General features: G+C 44.2%; 9 protein-coding genes. All 9 read left to right on the forward strand.

Translation table 11 applies throughout. From position 1 onward, the window contains the following. Positions 1-80 precede the first annotated feature (80 nt). The 9 genes from A5867_RS02370 to ftsY all read left to right on the forward strand — a co-directional run bounded on the left by A5867_RS02370 (position 81) and on the right by ftsY (position 12,347). Positions 81-1,088 (forward strand): ABC transporter ATP-binding protein, encoded by a 1,008-nt coding sequence (locus A5867_RS02370; protein ID WP_005227130.1) that lies wholly within the window; start codon positions 81-83, stop codon positions 1,086-1,088. Beyond that, positions 1,089-2,033, forward strand: a complete 945-nt coding sequence (locus A5867_RS02375; RefSeq protein ID WP_087626783.1) for an ATP-binding cassette domain-containing protein — start codon at positions 1,089-1,091, stop codon at positions 2,031-2,033. Then, positions 2,033-2,989, forward strand: a complete 957-nt coding sequence (gene opp4B, locus A5867_RS02380; RefSeq protein WP_005227132.1) for an oligopeptide ABC transporter permease — start codon at positions 2,033-2,035, stop codon at positions 2,987-2,989. The genes A5867_RS02375 and opp4B overlap by 1 nt, the downstream gene beginning before the upstream one ends. Positions 2,990-3,004: 15 nt before the next feature. After that, on the forward strand, positions 3,005-3,922 hold the full coding sequence (locus tag A5867_RS02385) for an ABC transporter permease (RefSeq protein ID WP_005227133.1): 918 nt from the start codon (positions 3,005-3,007) through the stop codon (positions 3,920-3,922). Between the two features lie 16 nt (positions 3,923-3,938). After that, positions 3,939-5,726 (forward strand): oligopeptide ABC transporter substrate-binding protein, encoded by a 1,788-nt coding sequence (locus tag A5867_RS02390; protein ID WP_087626784.1) that lies wholly within the window; start codon positions 3,939-3,941, stop codon positions 5,724-5,726. Positions 5,727-5,938: 212 nt separating this feature from the next. Continuing rightward, on the forward strand, positions 5,939-6,631 hold the full coding sequence (rnc, locus tag A5867_RS02400; RefSeq protein WP_005227136.1) for a ribonuclease III: 693 nt from the start codon (positions 5,939-5,941) through the stop codon (positions 6,629-6,631). Positions 6,632-6,646: 15 nt separating this feature from the next. Next, positions 6,647-10,225, forward strand: a complete 3,579-nt coding sequence (smc, locus tag A5867_RS02405) for a chromosome segregation protein SMC (RefSeq protein WP_087626785.1) — start codon at positions 6,647-6,649, stop codon at positions 10,223-10,225. A gap of 12 nt (positions 10,226-10,237) precedes the next feature. Then, positions 10,238-11,056: a Cof-type HAD-IIB family hydrolase gene (locus A5867_RS02410; RefSeq protein ID WP_005227138.1), complete on the forward strand. Its 819-nt coding sequence runs from the start codon at positions 10,238-10,240 to the stop codon at positions 11,054-11,056. A gap of 1 nt (position 11,057) precedes the next feature. Beyond that, positions 11,058-12,347 (forward strand): signal recognition particle-docking protein FtsY, encoded by a 1,290-nt coding sequence (gene ftsY, locus A5867_RS02415; RefSeq protein WP_087626786.1) that lies wholly within the window; start codon positions 11,058-11,060, stop codon positions 12,345-12,347. Positions 12,348-12,381 lie beyond the last annotated feature (34 nt).

The raw sequence follows: 12,381 nt of genomic DNA on the forward strand, positions 1-12,381 counted from the left end.
CTTTTGGAAATGAAATGCATGTTCCTTCTTTTTTTACATTAAATTGCAAGACATCTTAGAAAGTAGAGAGGGGTATTCGATTGTCCAGAGATAATCAATTACTAGATGTTCAAAACCTTCACACAGGTTTTCGTATTAAAGACGATTACTATGACGCAGTAGATGGTATTTCTTTTACACTGGATCGCAATGAGATCTTAGCGATCGTAGGAGAATCTGGTTGCGGCAAGAGTACGTTAGCTACAACGATCATGGGGCTGCATGACCCAAACAACACGAAAATCACCGGAGAAATCTTATATAAAGATTTAAACTTGTCAAACTTAAACGAAACGCTGTACAACAAAATTCGCGGAAATGATATTGGGATGATTTTCCAAGATCCATTGTCTGCACTGAATCCTTTGATGCGGATCGAAGATCAAATCAAAGAAGGGTTATCCTACCATACGGACATGACCGCCGAACAGCGTCAAGCACGAGCATTAGAATTATTAGAACAAGTGGGGATCCCGAATCCACCGCGAGTAGGACGTCAATACCCTCATGAATTGTCAGGTGGGATGCGTCAGCGGGTCATCATTGCGATCGCGATTGCTTGTAAACCACCAATCATTATTGCCGATGAACCAACGACCGCGTTGGACGTGACGATCCAAGCACAGATCCTTGATCTACTAAAAGATTTGCAAGAAGAAACACAGACGGGGATCATTTTGATCACCCACGATTTAGGTGTCGTAGCAGAGATGGCCGACCGAGTAGCCGTAATGTACGGGGGACAGTTTGTGGAAGTCGCAACAGCCGAAGAGTTGTTTGCCAATCCGAAACATCCATACACCCGCTCATTGCTCAACTCGATCCCTCAAGAAAATTCACAAGACAGTGAACTGCACGTGATCGAAGGCGTAGTTCCTTCATTGAAAAATATGCCACGGACGGGTTGTCGGTTTGCCGCACGGATTCCTTGGATTCCTGAAAGCGACCACGAAGCAAACCCAGTCTTGCATGAAGTAGCACCTGATCATTTGGTCCGTTGCACATGCTACAAGCATTTTCATTTTAGAGACGAAGAAGGAGAAGTGTAGATGACAGAATTAATTACAATTAAAGATCTGAAAGTCCACTATCCTATTCGCAGCGGATTTTTCAACCGCGTCATGGACCATGTGTATGCCGTTGACGGTGTGGACTTCATCATAGAAAAAGGAAAAACCTACGGATTGGTTGGTGAGTCTGGTTCTGGTAAATCCACGACGGGGAAAGCCATCGTTGGATTAGAAAAAATCACCAGTGGCGAAATCATTTATGACGGGCAAGACGTGACCAAACGTTCCGTCCGCAAAAAAATGAACTACAACAAAGATGTCCAAATGATTTTCCAAGATTCAATGTCCAGCTTGAATCCTAAAAAACGCGTGGTAGACATTATCGCCGAACCATTACGCAACTTTGAACGCTTAAGCGATCAAGAAGAGAAAAAACGAGTGAAAAGCCTTCTGGATATCGTTGGGATGCCAGAAGATGCCCTATACAAATATCCTCACGAGTTCTCTGGTGGCCAACGTCAGCGGTTAGGGGTTGCCCGCGCGGTAGCATCCAATCCCAAACTGATCGTCGCCGATGAGCCGGTTTCAGCCCTTGACTTATCCGTTCAAGCGCAGGTACTGAACTTTATGAAACGGATCCAGCAAGAATTTGGCTTAAGTTTCTTATTCATCTCTCATGACTTAGGGGTCGTAAAACACATGTGTGACAATATCGCCATCATGTACAAAGGCCGCTTCGTTGAGATCGGGACACGGGAAGACATCTATCAAGACCCGCGTCACATCTATACAAAACGTTTATTATCAGCGATTCCTCAAATCGACGTAAAAAATCGCGATGCTCACAAAGAAAACCGCCGCAAGGTCGAGTTGGAATATGTGACCCATCAAAAAGATTACTACGACGAAACTGGCAGAGTGTATGACTTGCGTAAAATCACCGAGTCGCACCAAGTCGCATTGAAAAACGGGGGTGCTGAATAATGTGGAAAACAATTCTACGTCGTTTGTTGTTGATGATCCCGCAAGTCATTATTTTGAGTATCTTGATTTTCTTGATCGCACAAGCAATGCCTGGGGATCCATTTACTGGTTTGATCAATCCAAACCAAGATCCAGCTGTTATTGAGCGGATGCGTGAAGCCGCTGGTTTGAATGACCCATGGTATACCCAGTATTTCCGTTGGATCGGAAATGCCTTAAAAGGGGACTTTGGTCAAAGTTTCATCTTTAAATTACCTGTTTCAACGTTATTAGCAGGACGTATCAGCAATACATTGTGGTTATCTTTATTGACGGTCATTTTGACTTACGTGATTGCCATTCCTTTAGGGATGTGGGCAGGACGTTACCAAAATTCATTGCTTGATAAAGTCGTCGTTGTTTACAACTTCTTCAGTTTCGCCGTACCGTTGTTTATCTTTGCGTTGATCGCATTGTTCATCTTCGGTTACCGATTGGCTTGGTTCCCAACGGGTGGTTCCGTTGCACCGGGGGTCAGCGGCATGGCTGAGTTTTGGAGTCGCTTGTATCACCTACTATTACCGGCGATCACTTCTGCATTATTAGGAACAGCAGTGACGATCCAATACTTGCGAAGTGAAGTCATTGATTCGAAATCATTGGATTTCGTTCGTACCGCTCGTTCAAAAGGGGTACCAACGAATAAAGTCTTCTCACGTCACGTTTTCCGGAATGCATCGTTGCCGATCGCATCACAAATGGGCTACGAGATCACGTCATTGATCGCAGGTTCTGTGGTCATTGAGAAAATCTTCGCTTACCCAGGTGTCGGAAAACTGTTTATCGATAGTATCGTCCAACGGGACTATGCCGTGATCACTTCACTGACATTGATCTTAGGACTAGCGACCTTGATCGGTACGCTGCTATCAGATATCATCATGAGTATTGTCGATCCAAGAATCAGAATCCAGTAATAGGAGGGGATAAATGTGTCTGAAAAGAAAGAAAAAGTACTAAAACAAGAGAGCATCCCGCCTATGGGATTAAAAATGATTTTTCGCGAATTCTTAAAAGATAAAATGGCGATCTTTTCATTAGTTTTGTTAGTCGCAGTTTTGTTGTTCGTGTTTATCGGCTCAGCAGTTATCGACCAATCACAAGTGATGCGTGTCAGCATCCTTGATAAATACGCTGTACCTGGCGCGATTTCGCCAAACGGCGGCACCTACCTTTTAGGGGCGGATGAAGGTGGCCGTGATGTTTGGGGACAATTGATCATCGGTGCGCGTAACTCAATCTTGATTGGTTTTTCAATCACGATCATTACGTCGATCGTTGGGGTCGGACTAGGGATCATCTCAGGTTACTATGGTGGCATCATTGATAACATTTTGATGCGTATCGTTGACTTCGTTATGATTTTACCGATCATGTTGATCATTATCGTTATCGTATCGATCGTACCTCGTTATAACGTTTGGACCTTTATATGGGTCATGAGTGCCTTTTACTGGGTCGGAAAAGCAAGGCTCTTCCGAAGTAAGACCCTTTCAGAAGGCCGTCGCGACTATGTTAGTGCATCGAAAACCCTCGGAACCAATGACTTCGTCATCATGTTCCGCGAAATCATGCCGAACCTTAGCTCATTGATCATCACCAACTTAACAATGAACTTTGCAGCGAATATCGGTATTGAAACGACACTAACATTCTTAGGTTTTGGTCTGCCGACCAATGTTCCAAGTTTGGGAACACTGATCGGATATGCCAGCAGCGGTGATGTGCTGGTCAACAGACAGTGGATCTGGTTACCCGCATCAATTCTAATTTTAGTCTTGATGTTGAGTATCAATTACGTTGGTCAAGCATTTAAGCGTTCAGCGGATGCGCGTCAACGACTAGGATAAACAAGGAGGATACAGGATGAAGAAAAATATTTTTGGTATGGTCACTCTTTTGTCAGTGTTAGCATTGGCAGCTTGTGGCAGCAACGGCGGCGGAACCGATTCTTCTGGTGGCGGCAGCAATGCAGCAAACGATACGGAAGATGTAAGCAACTTCCCAATCGAAGTTAGCAATGATGCAGAGGCAATCGAAGGTGGTACTTTGGATGTTGCAGTAGTGATGGATACGCAATTTCAAGGGTTGTTCCAAACAGAATTTTATCAAGATAACTATGATGCACAATTTATGTTGCCAAGTAATGAAAGTTTATTCGTCAATGACGCTGATTTCAAAATTGTTGACGGTGGGGCTGCAAACCTTGAGCTAGATGAAGACAACAACACAGCAACAATTACTTTACGCGACAACCTGAAATGGTCTGATGGCGAAGATGTTACGGCAGATGATATCATCTTCACTTACGAAGTAATTGGTAACAAAGATTATACTGGTATTCGTTATGATAGTAACTTTACTAACATTGTTGGTATGGAAGATTACCATGATGGTAAAGCTGATACTATTTCTGGTATCACCAAAGAAAGTGACAAAGTCGTTAAAATTGAATACAAAGAAGTTCACCCTGGTATGATGCAAGCAGGTGGTGGTATTTGGGCTTCAGCATTACCAAAACACGCCTTTGAAGGAATCGAAGTCAAAGATATGGAATCAAGCGATCAAGTTCGTAAAAATCCAATCGTCTTCGGACCTTATGTAATGTCAAATATCGTAGCTGGTGAATCCGTAGAGTACGTTCCAAACGAATACTATTATGGAGATAAGCCAAAACTAGATAAATTATCATTTAAAGCAGTTCCAACTTCATCTATTGTTGAAGCGATGAACGCAAAACAATATGATATGGCTTTATCAATGCCGACAGATACGTATCCTACTTATAAAGATACTGACGGTTATCAAATCTTAGGCCGAACAGATACTGCTTACACTTATTTAGGTTTCAAATTAGGTAAATGGAATGCCGATGAAGGAAAAGTTGAATACAATCCTGATTCAAAAATGGCTGACAAGTCATTGCGTCAAGCAATGGGTTATGCATTAGATAATGATGCTGTCGGAAGCCGTTTCTACAATGGCTTGCGTACAAATGCAACGACATTGATCCCACCAGTATTTGGCTCATTACACAATACAGATGTTGAAGGTTATACTTTAAACATCGACAAAGCAAATCAATTACTTGATGATGCTGGCTACAAAGATGTCGATGGCGACGGTATGCGTGAAGACAAAAATGGTGAGAAATTAACCATTAACTTTGCTTCAATGTCAGGTGGCGAAACAGCACAACCATTAGCAGATTACTACATCCAACAATGGAATGAAATCGGACTTGATGTACAATACACAACAGGTCGCTTGATCGACTTCCAAGCATTCTATGACAAATTGGAAAATGATGATCCTGAGATTGATGTTTACCAAGGTGCTTGGAATACTGGTTATGACCCATCACCAATGGGCTTGTATGGACCTAACTCTGCGTTCAACTACACTCGTTTTGAATCAGAAGAAAATACGAAATTGCTAGAAGCAATCGATTCAAAAGATTCGTTTGACGAAGCAAAACGTAAAGAAGCATTTGATGCATGGCAAGAATATGCTGCTGATGAAGCGTTTGTTATCCCAACACTTTACCGTAGTGCGGTGTTACCTGTATCAAATCGCGTCAAAGACTTCACATGGGCTTATGATGTGAATTACAATCCTTGGGCAACAATTTCAGTTACAGCTGAATCTCGTTAATCAATGATCGATGAAAAGACGTCCTTTCCAGGACGTCTTTTTTTCTGTTTTTTTGCGGGTATCTGAGGAAAACAGGTTTTTTTATACAGGAGAAGATTAAGTAAATAAAATTTTATTACAGTCTTTCCAAGAATTTGGAGGAAACATTTCATAATTCGGCAAAAACCAGTATAATAGGGAAGTGTCGATAAACTAATGAAGGAATGTGACAAATGAATACACAATTAACGAAAGAACTAAAAGAAAAGTTTGATATTGTGTTCCATGATGTAGATCTGCTTGAACAAGCGTTTACGCATTCATCTTATGTGAATGAGCACCGCAACTTGCACTTGTCAGATAACGAACGTTTAGAGTTTTTGGGCGATGCTGTCTTAGAGTTGATCGTTTCACGGTATTTGTATCGTGAATTGCCAGATCTGCCCGAAGGTAAGCTGACGAAGCTACGGGCGGCAATCGTTCGCGAAGACAGTTTATCCATGTTTGCTAAAGATTGCCGATTCGATGAATACATTCGTCTAGGCAAAGGGGAAGAAAACTCTGGCGGTCGTAAACGACCTTCTTTGCTTTGTGATCTATTTGAAGCCTTTTTAGGTGCGTTATACTTGGACCAAGGACTGGAAAGTGTCAGCGGCTTTTTGACGAAAGTTGTCTTTCCAAAAGTAAAAGCAGGTGCTTTTTCCCATGAGATGGATCACAAGACCCGCTTGCAAGAAGTCTTGCAGCGTGGCGGCGATGTTTCCATCAATTATCGTTTGATCAAAGAAGCAGGCCCCGCCCATGAACGGATTTTTTGGACGGAAGTCTATTGCGATGATACCTTGATCGGAAAAGGACAAGGAAAATCGAAGAAATTATCAGAACAGGACGCCGCTGCGAATGCCTTGGCGGATCTTGAACAGTAAGAGAGGACTGGCGGAGTGTATTTAAAACGAATAGAGATTGCCGGCTTTAAATCCTTTGCCGACCGCACAGTCATTGATTTCGAACATCGAGTGACTGCAGTCGTCGGACCAAATGGCAGCGGCAAGAGCAATATTACCGAAGCGATTCGTTGGGTTTTAGGAGAACAATCTGCCAAAAATCTACGTGGTGGCAAAATGCCTGATGTTATTTTTGCAGGTTCTGACACCCGCAGAGCGCTAAATATAGCGGAAGTGACGATCATTTTAGACAATAGCGATCATTACTTGCCGATGGATTACAGTGAGATCAGCGTGACTCGCCGCTTGAGAAGAACCGGCGAAAGCGACTTTTTCTTAAATAAACAAGCTTGCCGCTTAAAGGATATCCAAGAGCTGTTTATGGACTCTGGGTTGGGGAAAGAATCATTTTCGATCATTTCCCAAGGCAAGGTAGAAGCAATTTTCAGCAGCAAACCAGAAGACCGTCGTGGGATTTTTGAAGAAGCGGCGGGGGTATTGAAATACAAACAGCGGAAAAAGAAAGCCGAGCAAAAATTGTTTGAAACTGAAGACAATTTAAGCCGTCTACAAGACATCATATATGAACTAGAAGATCAGTTGGTGCCTCTGGCAGCCCAAAGTGAAGCAGCCAACCGCTTTTTAGCGTTAAAAGAAAAATTGACGACGGTCGATGTGGCCTATGCGGTCTTAGAGATCACGAAAGCAAAAGAAGCGTGGGAGACAGCCAAAGCTCAACTGAGTACCTTTAACCAAGAACTGGCGCAGATTTCCGAAAAGATCAACCAAGGGGAACTGTCGTTACATTCTTTGCGGCAACAACGTACTGCTTTTGATGAAACGTTGGAGCGTTTGAATCAGCAGCTTTTAGAGGTCACCGAAGGACTGAAGCAAGCCGAAGGGCAAAAAGAAGTCTTGGATGAACGTTCAAAGCATACGCAAAAAAGCTCTGCCGAATACCAAGAAACTTTAGAGGAAGTCACTGAGCGGGTCACACTTTTAAATGAAGAAAAAACGGAACTGATCGGCTTGCTTTCACAAAAGAATCGTAGTGTGCAGGAAGTTGAAGCAGCGATGCTGGCGTGTCAGCAAGAGCAAGAAAAGTACCAACGTTCAGCAAAAGAAATCATTGAAGAATTGCGCAGCCAATATGTCGAAGCCATGCAGGAGCAGGCAACGATCGGAAACGAATTGAAATACTTGGAGCGGCAATACCAACAAGAAGCCGCGAAAAATCAAACGGCGCTAAGCAAGCAGACGCAAATGAATACGTCGTTGAAAGAAAAGACGACGGAAGCGCAAATCGTGGAAGAGCAGCTGACGCAGGCTAAAGCGATTTTAGAAGAACAACGCAAGCAATACATCCATCTTCAAGAAAAAGCTCAGACCAACAAAAAACGCTTTGATGAAGAACAAAAGAAAATGTATCAGTTAATGAGTCAAGTGCAGCAGGTACGAGCGAAACAGCGCAGTCTGCAAGACATTCAAGAAAATTATAGCGGCTTTTATCAAGGCGTTCGCTTGATTTTGAAAAACAAACAGCAGATCAGCGGTATCGTTGGCGCAGTAGCGGAGTTGATCGATGTGCCGCAAGACTATACCGTGGCGATCGAGACCGCATTAGGCGCCGCTGCACAGCATGTCGTCGTTGAAAATGAGCGGGATGCGCGAGCAGCCATCACGTATTTGAAAGAAAATCGCGGGGGTCGTGCAACCTTCCTACCGCTGACGACCATCAAAGCCCGTCATTTGCCAGATTATGCCCGCAATCAAGCCAAGCAAGTGTCTGGATTTATCGGCGTTGCCAGCGAATTGGTCCAGTCGCCCGAACACGTCCAAACCATTACGGATAACTTGTTAGGCAGTATCTTGATTGCCGAAGACTTGCAAAGTGCCAATGCGTTAGCGCGGGCATTGAACTATAGCTATCGGGTCGTTTCCTTAGAAGGGGATGTCATGAATGCTGGCGGTTCCATGACGGGTGGCGCAACGAAGAAAAATGCCGGTAGTTTGTTTAGTCAAAGCAACGAGCTGCAACAATTGACGGCACAAGCGGCGCAACTGGATGAGCGGCTTTTAAAAACGGAAAAGCAAGTCCAGCATTTTGAAGCAGCGACCAAAGAAGCACAAGCAGCACTAGAAGAATTGCGGACGCAAGGAGAACAGGCTCGCATGACGGAGCATGAGCTGCAAAGCCGCTTACAAAATCTTGAGAATGACCTGAGCCGCTTGAAGCAAGAGCAGCAAGTGTTTGATTTTGAACATCGCGAAGTGCAAGCCTTCTTTGAGGAATATGATGAGAAGAAGACGAGCTTGGAAGAACAGCAAAAGAATATTGCAGCGCAATTGGCGAAAATCGACCAAGATATTCATCAAATGAATGCCGAAGAAGACTTGATCGAGGAAAAACGCCAAACCTTAGCACAAGAAAGTGCGCGCTTGCAGGCAGCTTTCGCAGTTCAAAAAGAACAAGTGGCGCATTTGCAGCAAAAAATTGCCGCTACGAATCAAGCATTAGAAGAAAACGAAGCGCGTCAACTCTCCTTAGAACGGCAGTTAGCTGCCTTGACAAGCAACGTCAGCGATCATGAGTTTTCAGAAGAAAGCATTCTTCAGCGAATTGAAGCCTTCACAAAAACCAAGCAGCAGGTAACAGCGGAATTGACGGTGATTCGTGAACAACGTCAAGTCGTTCAACAAGAAATCGGCGCATTAGACGAAGCCCTGAGTGCTGAAAACTTAACGCAAAAAGAAAAGCTGTCAGAAAAAACCGAAGTTGAGATCGAAAAAAATCGCGCAGAATTGGTGATGGATAATCGTTTGTTGTATTTACAAGAAGAATACAATCTCACCTTTGAAAAGGCAGCGCAAGATTTCCCTGAAATTGAGGATGCAGAACAAGCCAAAGTCGACATTCAGGAACTAAAACAAGCGATCGAGCAAATTGGTCCAGTCAATTTAAATGCGATCGAACAATATGAGCAAGTCAATCAACGGCATTTGTTCTTGACGAGTCAGCGAGACGATCTGCTGTCGGCTAAAGCACAGCTGTTTGATACGATGTCTGAAATGGATGAAGAAGTCAAAACCCGTTTCGGCGAAGTCTTCGATGCGATCCGTCTGCAATTCAAACAAGTATTTCCTAATATGTTTGGCGGCGGTCATGCGGAATTAGTCTTAACAGATCCGAAAGATTTATTGAACACTGGGATCGAGATCGAAGCCCAACCACCGGGCAAGAAATTGCAAAACCTCAGCTTGCTATCAGGGGGCGAACGGGCGTTGACTGCGATTGCGTTATTGTTTTCCATTATTCAAGTTCGTCCAGTACCGTTTTGTGTGCTTGACGAAGTGGAAGCAGCATTGGATGAAGCCAATGTCTCTCGTTTCGGTCATTACTTGAGTGCTTTCCAAAATGATACACAGTTTATCGTCGTAACTCACCGCAAAGGAACGATGGAGGCAGCAGACGTGTTGTATGGTGTGACCATGCAAGAATCTGGAGTGTCGAAGACCGTGTCCGTTCGCTTAGAAGAAGTGCGTGAAGGCGGTAGTTTTGCAGCAGATCAAGCATAGAGGAGGAATGATATGATTAAACTGATTGCGATCGATTTAGACGGAACGTTATTGAATGACAAAAAAGAAGTGACTCCTCGCAACAAAGAGGTACTTGCTCGTGCCAAAGCACAAGGCGTAAAAATCGTCATTTGTACGGGACGTCCATTACGGGCGATCCGTCCCTATTTAGAAGAATTATCGCTGAAAGAACCCGGCGACTATAGCATCACCTTTAACGGCGGTTTGGTTCAAAAAAATGAGACTGGCGAGATCATTGAAAAAGCAGCGATGCAGCTGGCAGATATCCATGAATTGGTTTCAGTAGCGGAAGACTTGAATTTGCCTCTAGACGTGGTATCCGAAGAGATCGTCTTGAGTTTACCCACTTCAGCAGCGCATCCATCGATTTATGGCTCGTTAAATCCTTTATTGGATTGTCGTCCTTTTGCCGTAGCTGATCTTGATGAATCGATGCTCTATAATAAAGCGGTGATCGCCTACCATCAGGAAGTCTTGGATCCTAAGATCCCTGAGATTTCCTCAGAGATCCGCGAGAAATATGAAATCATCAAAAGCCGGAATAACCTGTTGGAATTTATGCCTAAAGGAATCACCAAAGCTTATGGTATCAGCCTATTGGCGCAAGATTTAGGGATCAAGCAAGAAGAAGTGATGGCGATCGGTGATGAAGAAAATGACTTGCCGATGATTCGCTATGCAGGGATTGGCGTAGCGATGGCCAATGCCGTGCCAATCATTAAAGAGGCGGCTGACGTTGTCACCGTTTCAAACCAAGAAGACGGTGTGGCAGCAGTAATTGAAGAATATGTCTTAAAAGGAGGTGCGTAAGATGGGATTTTTTGACAAAATCAAAAAAGCGCTGATTGGAGAAACCAAAGAAGCAGAGCAAGAAACCGACAAACCGTTAGTCGATGCTGACTCACCAGAGGCACAGCATTCAGAAGAAAGCCAGCCAGCACAAACTCCTGCTGAACAAGGCGCTTCAGAACCAGTGGCACCTGCAGAAACCGCCGACTCCAGTGATTTGGAGGCAGAGCAAGAAACTGCTGAAGTGTCCCCGCAGCAAGAAGCAACGACAGCGAATAAAGAAGAAGCACCAAGTATTCCAGAAGAAGTGGCTAAGGATACACCATCAGAGGAAGTACCAGCTTCTGAACCAATCCTTCAACCAGCGCCAGAAACGGAAAGTGTGCAGGATAAATACACCAAAGGATTGACGAAATCACGGAAAACCTTTGGGCAACGGATGAACGAATTGTTTGCCAACTTCCGTACGGTGGACGAAGACTTCTTCGAAGAAGTGGAAGAAACGCTGATCGGCGCAGACGTCGGCTTCGATGCGGCGATGAAGATCGCGGATGCATTGAGGCAAGAAGTCAAACTACGTAATGTGAAGAAAACGGCAGATGTCCAAAATGTCATCATCGAAAAATTGGTTGACCTATATGGGGAAGCGGGTGTCGGTGAAGTCAACGAGTTGAATATGCAGTCAGGGCTGACCGTCATTTTATTTGTTGGCGTGAACGGTGTTGGAAAAACCACCAGTATCGGGAAATTAGCCCACCAATTCAAAGCCGAAGGCAAGAAAGTCTTATTGGCTGCAGCGGATACTTTCCGTGCCGGTGCCATCGATCAATTAGTGGTCTGGGGTGAACGGGCTGGTGTTGAAGTCGTTCGTGGCAATGCAGGAGGCGATCCAGCAGCAGTCGTGTTTGATGCGATGGAGCGCGCAAAACGAGAAAATGCTGACGTTTTATTAGTAGATACAGCGGGTCGTTTGCAAAACAAAGTCAATTTGATGAACGAACTAGAAAAAATCAAACGGATCATTCAACGAGTGGACCCAACGGCCCCTCATGAAGTCCTGCTCGTGTTGGATGCAACAACAGGTCAAAACGCGATGAATCAAGCAAAACAATTTAAAGAAACGACGGATGTTTCTGGTCTCGTCTTAACCAAACTTGATGGAACAGCCAAAGGGGGGATCGTCTTGGCGATCCGTAACGAGCTGCGGCTGCCCGTCAAATTAGTGGGACTCGGAGAAGGCATCAATGATTTAGAACCATTTGATCCAAATGAATTTGTCGTTGGCTTATTCAAAGGCTTGATCAAAGAATAAAAAAACAGAGCCCTGTGTTAGGTGATACACCTAC

It is taken from the genome of Enterococcus sp. 6D12_DIV0197 (genome assembly GCF_002174385.1).
GTDB classification, from domain to species: domain Bacteria; phylum Bacillota; class Bacilli; order Lactobacillales; family Enterococcaceae; genus Enterococcus_D; species Enterococcus_D casseliflavus.